Here is a 16,953-nt window from a genome sequence, read left to right on the forward strand (position 1 = left end):
CGTGCTTAAAAAAGTATTAATTCGAAGAAAATCTTATGTTTTAAGGAGAAAATTTATGAAAGATAAAAGAATACTACTAGCGAATAGTTTATTATTAGGAGCGTTATTGTTATTTATTTCAATACCCTTAATAGCAATAAAGGTATTTAGATTACAGGGTTCTATAAGCGGGGATACCTCACTTCTACTTTCTGGAGGGTCAAGTGTTATAGCACTTGGTGGAATTGCTTTATTATATTGCAGGATTACTAAAAGAAGCTTTAATAAGGTAATGGTAATAAAGAAGATATCTCTAAAGCAAGTTTTTTTAATTATGTCTATATCAGTCGGTACTTATATTTTTGCAATAGGCGTTAATATGATAAGCATGAAGTTATTTCCCATTGCAATAAAGGATAGTATGGCAATATCTAAATTACTAAACAGTAGTTCAACATTATTAGGGTTAGTGGTGATAGTTTTGGTGCCAGCATTTTTTGAGGAAATATTTTTTAGAGGAATTTTCTTAGATGCTTATGAGGGGATAAATAAAAAAATTAAATTTTTTATAATAACTGCAATCTTTGCAACCTTTCATGGTAATGTAATGCAAATTATTTACGTAATGTTTTTAGGACTTGTTCTATTAAAGGTAAGGGAATATACAGGATCGCTTGTAGGGAGTATGACACTTCATGCAGTAAATAATGCAATATCTTTTATTTTAAGTAAAGTCGTAATGAATTATATGAAGCTTGCGGATAATGGAATAAAGAATGGTGTGATAGATCAAACACAAGTACAAGCAGTTGCGACAACTGATGCAATGGATGCTAGTTTAACTGTAATTTTACTTAGAGCTTCAATATTTTTACTAATCGGAGGATCTATATTATTTATAAACTTAAGAAAATTAAAAGAATATAAAGAGGGAAAATATGAATCAGAACTCATTGAAGAAGAAAAGGACAGTGAAGGAAAATATATAGCAAGAAAAGAAGAAATTATAGATATAGATAAAAAACAATATATTCCATTAGTTATATATTTTATTTCTATGACTGTGCTGGTTGTTCTAAGGTATTAAAGCATCTTCTGCGAAGATGAGTACCGGGGAATTTACAGCTTGACAATTTTTTTCTTTATGATAAAATATAAAAAATACAAATTTTAAATCGTATAACCCCAATAATATGGTTTGGGGGTTTCTACCAGGAACCTATAATTCCTGATTACGAAGAAGATACAATTATGTTTATCTTCTTTGTGGTCAGGATTTTTTATTTTTTGCTAATTAAATCATCTCCTGTGGAGCTGAAATGTCATTAAAATTAAAAGGAGGACAATATGGAATTTAAAAATTTACCTAAAATTGATTTACATTGTCATTTGGATGGAAGTGTAAGACCGGGAACAATAATTGATATAGCAAAAGAAGAGGGTATAAGTATTCCCTACTATGATATTGAAAATATTAGAAAAGAAGTTACAGCCCCAGCAGAATGTAAATCTCTTGATGAGTATTTAAAAAGGTTTGAAATTCCGAATTTAGTAATGCAATCAAAGGAGAGTTTAAGAAGAATTACATTTGAACTTCTTTGCGATTGTGCAAAAGAAAATGTAAAATATATTGAAGTTAGATTTGCACCACTACTTCATATAACAAAGGGTTTAAGTGTAGAAGACGTAATAGAGAGTGTAATATCTGGGATCAAATATGCAGAAGAGAAATATGATATAAAAGGAAATGTAATACTTTGCTGCATGAGATTTATGTCTATTGATAAAGCCTTTGAGGTTGTAAAAGCTGGCAGAAAGTACCTCTTGAAAGGTGTAGTTGCAATAGATTTATGTGGATCTGAAGGAGAAGGCTTTTGTGAAAAATTTATAGAACCTATATCCTTAGCTAAAGAATATGGATATAGAGTAACTATCCATGCAGGTGAAACGGGAATAGGAAAAAATGTCCTTGAAGCAGTGGAACTTTTGGGGGCAGAAAGGATAGGTCATGGAGTATTTATTAAAGACTGCATTGAAGCCTATAACATTGTAAAAGATAAAGGAATTACTCTTGAAATGTGTCCAACAAGTAACATCCAGACTAAAGCAATTGATACTTTTGAAAAACACCCAATTTATGATTTTTTTAATGATGGAATAAGGGTGAGCGTCAATACTGATAATAGAACTGTATCTGACACAAATATGACTAAGGAATGCGATGTATTATTAAGAGAATTTAACATTACGTTTGAGGAATATAAACAAATTTATCTTAATAGTGTTGATGCAGCATTTGCTGATTTAGAAACAAAGGAATGGTTAAGGAAATATATCTAAGTGATTAATACCCTAGTATATTAATCAAAAATTTGGTAGAATAATATTATTATAAGTGATATTATTTAAATAAGGTTAAATACATACCAAGTGATAATCTAAATTTAGTAGAACTTAATATATGGGCGGGCAATTTGATGTGTGGAACACTAGGATATGTCAATCCTATAGATTTATTAAAAAAAGAAATGAGCGAAATAGAAGACTAGATTACAAATTAAGTTTTTTAAATAAAGAGCAGATTTCATCCCATATTTAGGGATGAAATCTACTCTTTGTTTTTAAATAAGTTTCGAATATTAATTAACTTTCACACGTGTTAGAATTATTTTACATTTATTTTTATCCCTTAATTGTATATTATACAAAATATAATACTTGGGTATTTTCTATATACTTATGTTAAACTAAAATTCACGCGAATAAATGTTAGAATAAATTCTAATATATTGGTAACTTACAAAGAGGAGGGAAGTGCGTAAACGTCGGAAGAAATTATTTAAATAGGTTGGTGAGCAAATTGAAAAGAAAAAGGGTGAGAAGTAAAAGGATTTTTTTTGCAGGTATGTTATTTTCCATAGCATTTATGGGTCTTGTGAGTAGAATGGTTTATTTAATGGTTATTAATGGGCCAGATTATAAACAGCTGGCATTAAACAATTGGACAAAAACTATAAAAATAGCTCCCCAAAGGGGGGAGATTCTGAGCAGAAACGGTTCAAAATTGGCATTAAGTGCAGATGTTTACAGGGTTGATGTTGATTTAAATGTATTTAAAAGATACTTAGAAGTTAAAAAAATACCTGAAGAACAAGCCATTGAACAATTGTCGCAGAAACTGGATGTTAAAAAGAGCGAATTTGAAAAAATATTAGATAGCAAAGATGGCAATGGCAAGTTACTTAAATTTGTATCATTGAAGAGAAAGGTTGATAAGAAGGCTGTAGATGCGATTAAAGATTTGAAATATAATGGCATAATAATTTCAAACGATGTAGAGAGAATGTATCCAAATGATAGCGTTTTATCCCAGGTTATCGGACATACCAATTTGGAGGGAAATGGAATAAGTGGAGTAGAACAGAGTTATAATAATGAATTAGCAGGTATTCCCGGGGTAAAAGTGACAGAAGTGGATAGGAATAATAATGAATTGCCCTATAAAGAAGCAACCACGGTTCAACCTGTAAATGGAAAGGATTTAACATTAACTATAGATGAACAAATTCAAAATTTAGCTGAAAAAGTAGCAAAAGAAACATTGGATGAAAATAGTGCAAAGTCTGTAAGCATAATAATTATGAATCCGCAAAATGGTGAAATTTTGGCTATGGTTAATACACCGGGATATAATCTAAATAAGCCTTATGTAGAAGGGAAAACAGATAGTGAAGTACAGGAAATATGGAAGAATAGAGCTATCAGTAATGTGTTTGAGCCAGGATCAATTTTCAAGGTTATAACAGCTGCTGCTGCACTTGAAAATAACGTGGTGACGGACCAGGACCGATTTGTAAGTAATGGAAGCATTAAGGTTGGAAGTACAACATTGTATAATGATAATAAAGAAAATCATGGGGTTGAGACTTTTTCAGATATAATTAAAAATTCCGATAATGTTGGATTTGTTAAGCTGGGACAAAAAATTGGAGAGGAAAAATTTTATGAATTTTTAAAGGCGGCTAACTTTGGACAGAAAACCGGTATAGATTTGCCAGGTGAAAGTACTGGCTTAATAAAGGATTTAAATAGTATTAAACCTATTGATCTTGCTACAATGGCCTATGGGCAAGGTGTAGCGGTTAGCCAAGTGCAGTATATCGCTGCCTTCAATGCAATAGCTAATGGAGGTACATGGATAAGACCCCATGTTATGAAAGAGATATCACACATGGTGGAAGATAAAAAAGTTGTGGATAAAAAATATGATAATCTTGGTGAAAAGGTTATAACCAGCAAAGAAAAAGCAGCTGAATTAAGAATGTATTTGGAAAGAGCTGTTAAGGAGGGAACTGGAAAGGATACCTATATGGAGGGGTACCGCATAGCTGGAAAGACAGGAACTGCAAATAAGGTTAACAGTACCGCAGGGGGTTACGGTTCTGGTAAATATGTAGCATCCTTTGCAGGTATGGCTCCTGCTAATAATCCAGAGGTAACATTGATAGTTACAATAGAAGAGCCAAACCCGGAAAAATATTATGCTGCCCAGACAGCAGTACCGGCAGCACGTAAGTTATTTTCAGGGTTGTTTAGAATACTTAACATGTCTACGGAAAATGTGAGTGATACAAATTAATACTAAATGAAAATAAAGAGCAGATCTCATCCCATATTAGGGATGAGATCTGCTCTTTGTCTTTTGAATAAGTATCGAATATTAATTAACATTCACAGGTGTTAGAATTATTTTGCATTTATTTTTATTCCTTCTTTTTTAGCCTTATGCTGAAAGATCAAACCTAAAATTTGCAAAGCAATTAATGGAGTTAAAGCAACCATGGCAATTACGCCAAATCCATCGATTAATACATTCGCTCCTTCAATGGCCTCAGCGGCACCTTGTGCAAAGGCTAAAATAAAAGTTGCTGCCATTGGACCAGAAGCTACACCGCCAGAGTCAAATGCTATTCCTACGAATAGTTTCGGCACAAAATATGACATAATAATTGAAATTGCGTATCCTGGTAAAAGAAAATGCCACAACTGAATCCCGGGTACAACTATTCTTAACATTGATAATGCTACTGCAAAGGCAACTCCGATAGAAAGAGTAAAAATTACTGCCTTCTTTTTTATATATCCATGAGTAACAATTTCTATCTGATCTGTAAGTACATGCACAGCCGGCTCAGCTAATATTACCACTAATCCAAGTATGAACCCAACAATGACAAGAATCCAACTACTATGTAGGGAAGCAATACTGTGTCCGACTACAGTTCCAATCTCTATAAAACCAGCATTTACTCCTGTTAAAAATAATATCAGTCCAATAAAAGAATATAGAATACCTCTCAATATCTTTGAAAATTCCTTTTTTGAAAGCTTAAATGATATTTTATTGAATATAAAAAATAATAATAATAATGGAAGCAAGGTGAAAAAAACTTCACTTATCATAGTTGGAAATTTTTCAATAAATGGATTTATAATTGAGGTTGAGCTGACAGTACTAGTGCTTAGGTCGCCAACAATTTTATCAGACTTTGATATAAGGCTCATAATAATAACGGATAAAATAGCGCCTGTGGATGCTACTGCTACTAGTCCGAAACTATCTTCTTCCGAGGATATTCCATCTTTTTTTAGTGAAGACACTCCTAACGCAAGTGCTAATATAAATGGAACGGTCATTGCGCCCGTAGTAGCACCAGAAGCATCAAATGATATTGCTAAAAATTCAGAAGATGTAAATAAAGATAGAACAAAAATAACCAAATATATTGCAGTTAACATTTTCTTTAATGATTTATTATAAATTATTCTTAATAAACCTATAGATAGCATAATTGCAATACCAATAGATACAACAACTAAAATCGAAAGTTTAGTTATTGATCCTGATGTTACAGTACTAACTTGAGAAGCAAGAATTTGCAAATCTGGTTCAGCAATTGTAATAAAAAAACCGAGTATTAATCCCGAAAAAACTAAGACCAATACTTTACTGTTTTTAGCAAGAGAACTTCCCATTAAAGTACCAATAGGGGTAACTCCAGTGTCCACACCAAGTAAAAATATAGACAGTCCAAATATTATGAAAATTGCGCCTATTAAAAATCTAAGTATTAGATGTGTTTCAAGAGGGATGATTGTAAAATTCAATAGTAATACTATTAAAGTAATTGGGAGTACAGAAAATAAAACTTCTTTAAATTTTTTAATAATGATATTCAAATATAAGACACCTCCATTTAAAGTCTAAAAATTAGGATATATATTGTTATTTATTTGCGTTTAATATGTAAAAATTCAATGAAATTGTTCACTTGCTCGAGTTCTTGGTCGGTTAGATCATCAGTGCCAGTAAGGTGTACAGTGGTAATAGGAGAATGGGTGCTATCCATATATCCTGCCGCCTTCATAATATCATCGTAGGGCATCTCAAGAGCTCTTGCTATGCATTTTAATACCAGTGGTGATGGATTCTTTCTTTCTCCATTTTCAAGTCGATGTATCTCCGTATGACTTATGTCTGCAAGTGAAGCTAGCTTACGACTAGATAAATTTCTTGAAGTTCTATGTTCAAAAATAAATTTCCCAATATCGCTCACGATAATACCTCCATTAAAATAATATATTGTAAGTATAACATATTTGTAACCTAAAAGCAACAATATCATGCATTTCGGTTCTCATAGGTTCCGTAATTATTGAAGAATAGAGGGAATAAATGTTGAAATGGAAGGAAATAAATCATGAAGGATGTGGTTAATTATATATCCTTACTAACAAAGCACTGATTTACAATAAATTGGTGATTTGTTAGTGGTTTTCCAAAAAAAAACAGCGATTTGTATACGGATTGCTGTTTTTTTTATATAAAATATGGTATAATAGAAAGTGATTGGAAATTAAGCGTGGATGAAAAAACATACAAAAAACTTGTATTTTGTATGTTTCGTGGATGATTAAGAAGGAAGGAAAAGAAAGATGATAATGCTTCAGAAAATATATAATCTTTGTGAATGTTTTGAAAAGCAAGATAGAAAAGCATGTATTGTTAAATTAATAGATAAGGGCTACAGCGAAGGGTCTGCAACAATATATTATAACATTTGGAGGAGGCATTACATGGATTCGAGTAGTAAAGATTTAATGCTTTCAGGTATTTATATAGAAACTCATAGAGTAAGAAAACTTTTAGAAGAGTGTACTTTTATGGAACGTCAAAGGTATCTTGAAGCTTTAAGTAAAGAGCAACTTGTTAGAATAGCACAGGCAGTACTCAAATAAAATTACAAAACAAATTTGTTAAATAAAAGTAATTTATTTAAAGAGTTATGGGTGTTTTTTAGTTATAATTAAATAGTGGGTAATAATTTAAAAAACTAAAGGGAGGGTTATTTACATGGATGTAGAAAAATTAACGGTAAAGGTTCAACAATCCTTAAATGAGGCTCAATTATTAGCTGTAAAAAATAATCATCAACAGGTAGATACTGTGCATTTATTTGCAGCACTTATAGCTCAAGAGGACGGTCTTATTCCTAATATATTTAGTAAAATGGGAGTGAATACAGCAAAGCTTAATGAGGAGATTAACAAAGAAATAAATAGTATGCCAAAAGTTACAGGAAGTGGTGCAGATAGTGGATCAGTTTATGCTACTAGAAGGTTTGAAGAAGTTTTTGCACGGGCCGAAGATGAAGCTAAAAAGTTTAAAGATTCTTTTATAAGTGTAGAACATGTAATGCTTGGACTTATAGATGTGAATTCTAAAGACATTCGAGATATTTTAAAGAAATTTAATATAACTAAAGAAGCTTTTTTAAATGTGTTATCGACCGTTAGGGGAAATCAGAGAGTGGAAAATGCTGATCCAGAGGGCACTTATGAGGCATTAGTGAAATATGGAACAAACCTTGTGGAACAAGCTAAAAAACATAAACTAGATCCAGTGATAGGAAGAGATGAGGAAATAAGGCGGGTTATAAGAATACTTTCTAGAAGAACTAAAAATAATCCAGTGCTTATAGGAGAACCAGGAGTAGGTAAAACTGCTATAGTAGAAGGGCTAGCCCAAAGAATTGTAAAGGGAGACGTACCAGAAGGGCTTAAAAATAAAATAATATTTTCTTTAGATATGGGAGCACTTATTGCGGGGGCCAAATTTAAAGGTGAGTTTGAAGAAAGACTTAAAGCAGTGCTTAAAGAAGTAGAAAATAGTGAAGGTAGAATAATTTTATTTATAGATGAAATTCATAATATAGTGGGAGCAGGGAAATCAGAGGGTTCTATGGATGCTGGAAACATGATAAAGCCACTGCTAGCCAGAGGAAGCCTTCATTGCATTGGGGCGACCACTTTTGATGAGTATAGGAAATATTTGGAGAAGGATAAAGCCTTAGAGCGAAGGTTCCAACCAGTAACTGTCGAAGAACCTACAGTTGAAGATTCTGTGTCAATACTTAGAGGTCTTAAAGAAAAATTTGAAATATATCATGGTATAAGGATTCATGATTCAGCCATTATTGCTGCAGCAAAGCTTTCGAATAGATATATAACGGCGCGATTTCTTCCAGATAAGGCAATAGATCTTATAGATGAAGCTTGTGCTATGATAAGGACTGATATAGATAGTATGCCTACAGATATGGACATGGCTAAACGTAAGATATTTCAGTTAGAAATTGAAAAGAAGGCTTTATCTAAAGAAAAGGATGAGGCTTCAAAGAAAAGGCTCATAATACTCGAAAAAGAGCTAAGTAATTTAAAAGATAAAGATAATGAGATGACAGCAAAATATGAGAAAGAAAAGTCTAAGATAGTTGAAATTAGAAATTTGAAAGCAGAGCTCGATGCTTCAAGGGGGGACATAGAAAAATCAGAAAGAGAATATGATTTAAATAAAGTGGCAGAGCTTAAATATGGAGTAATTCCTAAGCTAGAAGCTCAGATAAAAGAAAAAGAAAAAGAAATTCATAAAAATAATGAAACAGCCATGCTTAAAGAAGAAGTAACCGAAAATGAAATTTCACAGATAGTATCAAAGTGGACTGGTATACCTGTAACAAATCTCCAAGAAAGCGAGAGGAAGAAGCTCCTAAGACTTGAAGATGAATTATCTGAGCGGGTAATTGGTCAAAAAGAAGCAGTAACTGCAGTGTCAAATGCAGTAATAAGGGCGAGGGCCGGTATGAAGGATCCAAGAAGACCTATTGGTTCATTTATATTCCTTGGGCCTACTGGTGTCGGAAAAACTGAACTTGCTAAAACTTTAGCTAAAATTTTATTTGAGAGTGGTGAAAACATAATAAGGATAGATATGTCGGAATATATGGATAAATATTCTGTGTCAAGACTTATAGGGGCACCACCAGGATATGTAGGTTATGAAGAGGGCGGTCAGCTTACAGAAGCTGTTAGGCGGAAACCTTATAGCGTAGTATTATTTGATGAAATAGAAAAAGCTCACGAGGATGTGTTTAACATATTTCTTCAAATACTAGACGAGGGACGCCTAACTGATAATCAGGGCAAGATTGTGAATTTCAAAAACTGCATAATAGTTATGACTTCAAATATCGGAAGCAACTACCTCTTGGAAAACAAAGAAAGTGGAGGCATAGAACAGCATATCCGTGATAGAGTTATGGGCGAGCTAAAATCCAAATTTAAACCGGAATTTTTAAATAGATTAGATGATATTATATTATTTAAACCATTAGAAACAAAAGAAATAGAAGGAATAGTTGATATATTCCTAGTAGATATTCAAAATAGGCTTAAAGATAAAAACATATCAATGAAAGTAACTACGGATGCTAAAGAACTTATGGCAGAAGAAGGCTACGATCCAATCTACGGTGCACGTCCGTTAAAGAGATATATTGAAAATGTTTTAGAAACATCTATTGCAAAGAAAATTATTAGGGGAGATATAAATGATGGTTCTATCATCGGTGTAGATGCAAAGGATAATCAAATTATAATAGAAAAAATTTAACTTAATAGAGCTATTAAAAGTCACTTTTCATTGAGGTGGATTTTGACAGATAACGGTAAAAGCAAGATAATCTAAAAGATAATAATAAAAGCACTTACTTAGGTAGGTGCTTTTATTATTATTTTTATATAAAATCACTAAATATTAGGTGTCATGGCTAACAAGTGGCGGTGATAACATCTAGCATTGAAAGTTTAGTTAGTGATATAATATAACTAAAGAAGCTGATTTGTATGGTGTAGATTGAGCCAAGATTTGTGAGGGTGATTAAATGAATTTCTTAGTAAACTTAATAATAAAGACATCGGTAGATACATTATATTTGACAGGGATGATAATTCTTGTAGGATTCATCCTTGGCTTTTTAAGGGAGCATTCAATAGAAAATTTGCAAAGGAGTTTTGGGTGGAAGGCAGTTGCTATTACCGCTATTGTAGGTGTTCCCATACATGAAATTTCTCATGCTATTTTTTGTTTTCTCTTTGGGCACAAAATTACAAAAGTGGTACTAATACAAAAGAGAGACGAAAATGGTGTACTTGGGTATGTAAAGCATGCCTATAATCCTAATAGTGTATATCAACAGATAGGTAATTTTTTCATAGGCACTGCACCTATATTCGGAGGAATCGCGTCTATAATAGCTTTAATGTACGTCATAATTCCTAAGACATATAATGAATTTATAACTATATCTATTAATAATTTAAATGTAACTAAATTAAACGGTATAGCTCTGAATGGAATAATGACTTCTTATGTTAATTTAATAAAAATAATCTTTTCAATTAAGAATTTTACTAATCCCTATTTTATATTGTTTTTATTTTTAGCTATATGTATTTCATCTCATATATCGTTAAGCTCTGCGGATATTAAAGGGGCCTCTAAGGGATTATTTATAATATTCCTAATAATATTAGGTCTCAATACCCTTGGCATTTCGAGATTTGTTATGGCTGAAGATATATTGAAATATAACATTGTATTAATAGGATTTCTCATAGTATCATTGATTTTTTCAAGTATAACTTACATTGTAAGTTTACTAATATCATTAATAAAAATATAATGAAATGAAAGCACTGTTTGTTATTTAGCTAGAGCCTAGTATATTAATTAAAAATTTGATACAATAAATATAATTGTTATAAAGGATGTGAAGGTTTTGGAACTAGAGGATAAAGATAAGGATATTATAAAAGAAGTTTTAATAAAAAAAATAAAACCATTTCTTATATATATATTTGGATCATATGCAAAAGGAACTTCACGCGCAAATAGTGATATAGACATAGCATTTTTAGGTGATGAAGCTTTTAGTGAATATGAAATATTTATGATTTCACAAGAGATTGCAAGTTTACTTAATAGAGAAATAGATCTTGTAGATTTAAGAAAATCATCTACAGTATTTAAATCACAAGTAGTAGGAACAGGTAAAACGATTTATTGTAATAATGATACGAGAAGAATGTATTTTGAAATGTATACATTTAAGGAATACGCTTTATTAAATGAAGAAAGAGCAGCTATATTGGAAAACATAAAGAAGAGAGGCAATGTGTATGGGGAATGATAGTGTAGGATGTATTTAAATGAAAATATAACCATAAAAATTCAAGAGAAAAAGGTAACAACAATGATTAAATTCATTGTTGTTACCTTTTTTCTTCTTAGTTATTTGTTTATAATTTTTGATTCACTGTATAAGAAAGATGCGACACCTTTGAATAACACAACAGTTGAGTTTTTTTAAAAATAGAGTATACTATAAAAGAGAACGGAGGTTTTCTAATGCAATATTTGAAGGAAGAGGTAAGAAATAATATAGTAGAAGAATCTCTAAAGGAATTTAAACAAAGGGGATACAAAGGCACATCAATAAGGGGGATAGCTAAGAACTCTGAAACATCAGTGGGGAATTTTTATAAATATTTTCATAGTAAAGATGATTTGTATGAAAAATTAATTGGACCTGTATATGATAGACTAATGGATTACATTAATCAGTTTAATGAAGTAGAAATAAACGAAGAAGCAGATGATATTTTTTATAAATTAATGGAAAAGATAATGGAGATATTTAAAGAAAATAGCATAGAAATTACAATATTACTTAATAAAAGCGAAGGATCGAAATATGGAAATTGTAAAAAGACCTTCGTTGAGTTCGTAACTAGAATAGTTTCAGAGAAAATGAAATATGAGCTGTCACTCCAGGGGAAAAGACTTAAAAATAATTTTATTATTTATCTTATATCATATAACCTTGTGGAGAGTATTTCTATCATTTTAAGAGAGAAAGACGACGGAGCTCAGGTGAGAAAACTTATTATTGATATAATAGATATATTTTATAAAAATATTATGAGCAAGTTAGATTGTGAAAATATAAGTTAGGAGATAAAAAATGAAGAATTTTATAGAACTAAAAAATGTGAAAAAAACTTATACCATGGGAGAAGTTATCATCAAAGCAGTAGATGATGTTTCATTTTCTATAGAAAAGGGTGAACTTGTTGTAGTTATTGGTGCTAGTGGTGCAGGTAAAACAACAATACTTAACCTTTTGGGAGGTATGGACCAGGTTACTACTGGAAATATTATAGTGGATGGCAATGATATAAGTGAATACAATAAAAAAATGCTCACAAAATATAGGCGTGACGAAATAGGATTTGTATTTCAGTTCTATAATTTAGTACAAAATTTAAATGCAATTGAGAATGTAGAGCTTGCAGTTGAAATTTGTAAAAACCCAATGAATCCTGAAGAAGTACTTAAAAATGTAGGCCTTGAAAATAGAATGCGGAATTTCCCGTCGCAGCTTTCGGGAGGAGAACAGCAAAGAGTTTCCATAGCGAGGGCCCTTGCAAAAAATCCTAAGTTACTTCTTTGTGATGAGCCTACAGGAGCACTGGATTATAATACTGGTAAGTCGATACTTAAGTTACTATCTGATACTTCAAAAAAGCATGGCATGACTGTCATAGTCATTACACATAATTCCGCTATAACCCCTATTGCTGACAAGATAATAACAGTTAAAAGTGGTAAAGTTGAAAGCGTAATGAAAAATGATAATCCAATGTCTATCGAAAGCTTGGAGTGGTAGAAGTGAAGAAAACATTTTTTAAAAATTTATTTAGAGACATAAAAAAGACACTTTCAAGGTTTTTATCTATAGTAATAATCATTGCAATGGGAGTAGCTTTTTATGCTGGAGTTCGAGCTACTAGTCCAGATATGAAAAAATCAGCGGATTTTTATTTTAATCAAACTGAGTTTATGGATTTTAAACTTATATCTACACTTGGACTTACAAAGGATGACTTAGCTGAGGTCCAAAAACTAAAAGGTGTAAAAAAGGCTGAGGGTTCATTTTCAATAGACGCAGTAGTTGAAAAAGATAAACATTCCCTGGTGATTAATGTTAATTCAATTCCTCCTGAAAGTGGCATAAATAAGATAAAAATCGTCACAGGAAGAATAGCAAAAGCTAACAATGAAGTTGTAGTGGAAGAAGGATTTTTAAAAGAAAATAAACTTAAAATAGGGGATGTTATAGAACTTAAATCAGGAAAAGATGCTTTAATAGATAATGACCTAAAAAATAGCAGATTTAAAATAGTAGGAACAGCGCTGTCACCTTTATACTTATCAGCTCAAAGACAGCTAAGTTCAGTTGGTAATGGAACTGTTCGGGGATTTATTTATATACTACCTGATGTATTTAAAAGCGATGTTTATACAGAAATATATGTAAAAGATGATAGTGAAGAATCAAAAGATAGTCTTATATTAAGTGAAGATTATAAAAAAACTTCTAACAATATGAAGCAAGATCTTAAGGACATTGGAGTTATAAGAAGTAAAGTAAGGTATTCGCAAATATTGAAAGCTACGCAAGGTAAAATAAACATAGCAGAAAATAATGATATTAAAAAACCAGAATGGTATGTTCTTGGAAGAGATGCTAATCTGGGATATGAAACATATAGACAAGATAGTGAAAGAATAGATAACATAGGCAAGGCCTTCCCACTTATATTTTTCTTAGTGGCAGCTTTAGTTAGCCTAACAACTATGACGAGAATGGTTCAAGAAAATAGAATTGAAATAGGAACTTTAAAAGCTTTAGGATATTCAAGAATGGCCATAACTACTCACTATTTAATATATGCACTTTTAGCTAGTATAACAGGTAGCATAGTAGGTGTGTCTTTCGGATTTAGACTTTTTCCTCCACTTATAATGAATGCTTATAGCTCGCTTTATTCTATTCCAAGTTCTTTAACTCCTTTTAACCCTAGTTTAGCGCTTCAATCTTCATTAATCGCTATACTATTTACAACTCTTGCAGCGGGAGCGGCGACACTTGAGGAATTAAGAGAAGCACCAGCATCTTTGATGAGACCAAAACCGCCAAAGGCTGGAAAGACTATATTACTCGAAAAAATAACTTTTATATGGAAAAAGTTGAGTTTTACAAGTAAAGTTACTGCAAGAAATATATTTAGATATAAACAAAGGTTTTTCATGACCGTAATAGGCATCGCGGTGTGTACAGGACTTATGATAACAGGATTTGGACTTAAATCAGGAATAATGGGTGCTGTGGAAAGTCAGTTTACAAATATATATAGATATGATATGCAGTCAACACTTAGGAAAGACATAGACGATAATCAAAAAGATATCACACAAAATAAAATAATGAAAGATGATAACGTAAAATCAGTTTTATTTTCATATACAAAAAATGGAACGGTGGATCTTTATAAATCTGGTAGAGAAGATGCATATTTAGTGGTTACAGAAGATAAGAAGGAACTTAATAAGTATATTAATCTTACAATGAAAGGTACAGATCTAAGCCTTAAAGAAGATGGTGTAATTATTACTGAAAAATTATCGAAACTTATGAATAAAAAAATTGGAGACATATTTGAGATAACCATAAATGATAAAGTGGTAAAAGCTAGAATCTCAGGCATAACAGAGCATTATCTGCAACATTATATTTACATAAGCTCTGATTATTATAAAAAAATAACTGGGGAAAATCTTAAATTTAACGGGTTTTATGGACTTTTAAAATCCACATCAGATAGTGCAGAAGATAACACCACAAAGGTACTAACACGGACTCAAAATATAGGATCTATAAATTACAAAAACAAAGCACATTTTGATTTTAATAAAACCACGAAGAGTATAAATTCAGTGGTGCTCGTTCTAATAGTATCCGCAGGAGTCCTTGCTTTTGTTGTAATATATAACCTTACAAATATAAATGTAAATGAAAGAAAAAGAGAGTTGTCTACAATAAAACTTTTAGGATTTTATGATAGTGAACTTGCACTATATATATACCGTGAAAATATTATATTAACGGTAATAGGAAGCCTAACTGGAATAGCTGTGGGAATACTCCTATGTGGGTTTGTAATTAACACTTCAGAGACTAATGTAATGATGTTTATGAGGAAAATTGACCCTATTTATTTTCTATATTCAGTGTTACTTACAATTTCATTTTCTATAATTGTAAATTTAGTTATGTACAGAGAATTTGGTAATATAGATATGATAGAATCACTTAAAAGTGCAGAATAACACTACTAATTCAAGTAAATGCGTTGTACTTTAGAGATATTGATATTATGAATGACATAGAAAATAATAGCTTTCTTTGTCATGGGAGGATCTGCAAATTATATTATAAAAGCTGTGAAATTAATTTCATAGCTTTTATAGATTTAGACTTCTACTGAAGTTTTATTTTTGCTAGGTCAGTTATCCTACCACTTGTAGAAGTGGGGGACTTTCCTTCTTAAATGTCGTTAAAGCTATAATGTTATTCCTTAGCAAAATTTGAGTACCGGATACTTCCAGCACTATAGAAGGTTAATGCTATTAGTATTAATACAAAAACATTAGGAAACAATACTGATTTTTCTATACTTCCAAGTGACCAATAAAATGGAGTAAACTTGCTTAATGTTACAATTATTTTTGGAACCTTAGTTGAAGTTTCTCCAAAAGTTGCTGCCATATATATGAAAAACATTGTCATTGATATTAAAGTTATAACTAAAGATCCAGCCCCTGGATTTTTAAAAATCCTATTGACCATTATGGCGAGGCTTATGGATACCATACTCATTAAAGAGATATTTAATAGTAAGATCCCAAAATTTACAAAACTAATTTTAAATAATAACTTCATTACCATAAAGGATGCTGTATACATTATAGTTTGTGTAATAATCATAGAAAGATAAATACTTCCTATTATTGCATAACCTTTATTAGCAGTAGATAAAAATCTTTCTAATATTCTTCCTTGCCTAAGTTTTAACAAATCTGTACTTATAATACTTGAAAATGAAACTAAAAAAAACATCATCATAACAATGGGCATAAACTCATCTGCTGAAACTATCTTTTTTTCCATATTATATTTAAGCTTTACAATATTTTTATTTAACTCCTTGTCATCATTTATAATATTACTATTTTTTAGTATTTGAACCTTAAATAATTCATTTACCTTCTGTTCTATCTGTATTTCAAATATTTGAGTACTATTTCCTTCTTCTAGTTTATAGGAGTTTATTGTTGGTTTTTTATTATCATTTATTTGCTTAGCAAAGTCTCTCGGTATTTCATATAGTGCAATTACCTTATAGTTTTTTAATGACTCTAAGGCCTCTTCCTTATTATCATAAACACTAGGTGGTTTTATTTTTCCAACTAAATCCTTTCCTAAATCTCCTTTATCTAAATTAACCACCGCTACTTTTAAATTCAAATTCTGACTGCTAGGTTCGGAACCAAACAAACTACTTGAAAAAAGAACAACTGCAATAGGGAGTATAAACATAAAAATAATACTTTTATAATCCTTAAAATGCTTTTTACAATTAACTAATACCACATACAAAAACTTCATA

General features: G+C 31.1%; 13 protein-coding genes and 1 riboswitch. Of the genes, 10 read left to right on the plus strand and 3 right to left on the minus strand.

The features are described 5' to 3' along the window. Nucleotides 1-55 precede the first annotated feature (55 nt). From ACWJKS_RS04440 to ACWJKS_RS04450, 3 genes are all read left to right on the plus strand, one after another. Nucleotides 56-1,066: a lysostaphin resistance A-like protein gene (locus ACWJKS_RS04440; RefSeq protein ID WP_462960513.1), complete on the plus strand. Its 1,011-nt coding sequence runs from the start codon at nucleotides 56-58 to the stop codon at nucleotides 1,064-1,066. 68 nt (nucleotides 1,067-1,134) lie between these two features. Further along, nucleotides 1,135-1,234, plus strand: a riboswitch (purine riboswitch). A 92-nt stretch (nucleotides 1,235-1,326) separates the two neighbouring features. Beyond that, complete coding sequence (gene add, locus ACWJKS_RS04445) at nucleotides 1,327-2,319, plus strand: adenosine deaminase (protein ID WP_216302904.1); 993 nt, start codon at nucleotides 1,327-1,329, stop codon at nucleotides 2,317-2,319. Between the two features lie 520 nt (nucleotides 2,320-2,839). Then, a complete protein-coding gene (locus ACWJKS_RS04450; protein WP_462960514.1) occupies nucleotides 2,840-4,618 on the plus strand; it encodes a peptidoglycan D,D-transpeptidase FtsI family protein in 1,779 nt (592 codons plus the stop codon). A 107-nt stretch (nucleotides 4,619-4,725) separates the two neighbouring features. Here the strand turns inward: ACWJKS_RS04450 and ACWJKS_RS04455 are convergent, their stop codons facing one another. Both ACWJKS_RS04455 and ACWJKS_RS04460 read right to left on the minus strand, forming a co-directional pair. After that, a complete protein-coding gene (locus tag ACWJKS_RS04455) occupies nucleotides 4,726-6,219 on the minus strand; it encodes a DUF1538 domain-containing protein (protein ID WP_165413132.1) in 1,494 nt (497 codons plus the stop codon). Nucleotides 6,220-6,269: 50 nt separating this feature from the next. Continuing rightward, entirely contained in the window at nucleotides 6,270-6,596 is a 327-nt protein-coding gene (locus ACWJKS_RS04460) for a helix-turn-helix domain-containing protein (RefSeq protein ID WP_165413131.1), read from the minus strand. Between the two features lie 520 nt (nucleotides 6,597-7,116). Between ACWJKS_RS04460 and ACWJKS_RS04465 the strand changes: the two genes are divergently transcribed. The 7 genes from ACWJKS_RS04465 (at nucleotide 7,117) to ACWJKS_RS04495 (ending at nucleotide 15,613) form a co-directional block, all read left to right on the plus strand. Beyond that, nucleotides 7,117-7,278: a hypothetical protein gene (locus tag ACWJKS_RS04465; RefSeq protein ID WP_165413130.1), complete on the plus strand. Its 162-nt coding sequence runs from the start codon at nucleotides 7,117-7,119 to the stop codon at nucleotides 7,276-7,278. Nucleotides 7,279-7,393: 115 nt separating this feature from the next. Then, nucleotides 7,394-9,991, plus strand: coding sequence for an ATP-dependent chaperone ClpB (clpB, locus tag ACWJKS_RS04470; RefSeq protein WP_462960516.1), 2,598 nt, complete (start codon nucleotides 7,394-7,396; stop codon nucleotides 9,989-9,991). A gap of 271 nt (nucleotides 9,992-10,262) precedes the next feature. Then, nucleotides 10,263-11,063 (plus strand): hypothetical protein, encoded by an 801-nt coding sequence (locus tag ACWJKS_RS04475; RefSeq protein WP_220286494.1) that lies wholly within the window; start codon nucleotides 10,263-10,265, stop codon nucleotides 11,061-11,063. 96 nt (nucleotides 11,064-11,159) lie between these two features. Further along, nucleotides 11,160-11,570, plus strand: coding sequence for a type VII toxin-antitoxin system MntA family adenylyltransferase antitoxin (gene mntA / locus ACWJKS_RS04480; protein ID WP_220286493.1), 411 nt, complete (start codon nucleotides 11,160-11,162; stop codon nucleotides 11,568-11,570). A 218-nt stretch (nucleotides 11,571-11,788) separates the two neighbouring features. Continuing rightward, entirely contained in the window at nucleotides 11,789-12,394 is a 606-nt protein-coding gene (locus tag ACWJKS_RS04485) for a TetR/AcrR family transcriptional regulator (protein WP_216302898.1), read from the plus strand. A 10-nt stretch (nucleotides 12,395-12,404) separates the two neighbouring features. Next, nucleotides 12,405-13,109, plus strand: a complete 705-nt coding sequence (locus ACWJKS_RS04490; protein ID WP_220286492.1) for an ABC transporter ATP-binding protein — start codon at nucleotides 12,405-12,407, stop codon at nucleotides 13,107-13,109. A gap of 2 nt (nucleotides 13,110-13,111) precedes the next feature. Continuing rightward, nucleotides 13,112-15,613 carry an ABC transporter permease gene (locus ACWJKS_RS04495; protein ID WP_462960517.1) on the plus strand — a complete coding sequence of 834 codons (2,502 nt, stop codon included), beginning with the start codon at nucleotides 13,112-13,114 and terminating at the stop codon, nucleotides 15,611-15,613. A gap of 241 nt (nucleotides 15,614-15,854) precedes the next feature. On the opposite strand, the gene ACWJKS_RS04500 is transcribed toward ACWJKS_RS04495, so the two are convergent. After that, nucleotides 15,855-16,952, minus strand: coding sequence for an ABC transporter permease (locus ACWJKS_RS04500; RefSeq protein WP_462960518.1), 1,098 nt, complete (start codon nucleotides 16,950-16,952; stop codon nucleotides 15,855-15,857). Between the last annotated feature and the right edge of the window lies 1 nt (nucleotide 16,953).

This window comes from Clostridium sp. CM038, assembly GCF_055081105.1.

Coding starts and splice junctions, on each gene's coding strand:
- ACWJKS_RS04440 (WP_462960513.1), top strand. CDS start 56: ATGAAAGATAAAAGAATACTACTAGCGAATAGTTTATTATTAGGAGCG.
- add (WP_216302904.1), top strand. CDS start 1,327: ATGGAATTTAAAAATTTACCTAAAATTGATTTACATTGTCATTTGGAT.
- ACWJKS_RS04465 (WP_165413130.1), top strand. CDS start 7,117: ATGGATTCGAGTAGTAAAGATTTAATGCTTTCAGGTATTTATATAGAA.
- clpB (WP_462960516.1), top strand. CDS start 7,394: ATGGATGTAGAAAAATTAACGGTAAAGGTTCAACAATCCTTAAATGAG.
- ACWJKS_RS04475 (WP_220286494.1), top strand. CDS start 10,263: ATGAATTTCTTAGTAAACTTAATAATAAAGACATCGGTAGATACATTA.
- ACWJKS_RS04485 (WP_216302898.1), top strand. CDS start 11,789: ATGCAATATTTGAAGGAAGAGGTAAGAAATAATATAGTAGAAGAATCT.
- ACWJKS_RS04490 (WP_220286492.1), top strand. CDS start 12,405: ATGAAGAATTTTATAGAACTAAAAAATGTGAAAAAAACTTATACCATG.
- ACWJKS_RS04500 (WP_462960518.1), bottom strand. CDS start 16,952: ATGAAGTTTTTGTATGTGGTATTAGTTAATTGTAAAAAGCATTTTAAG.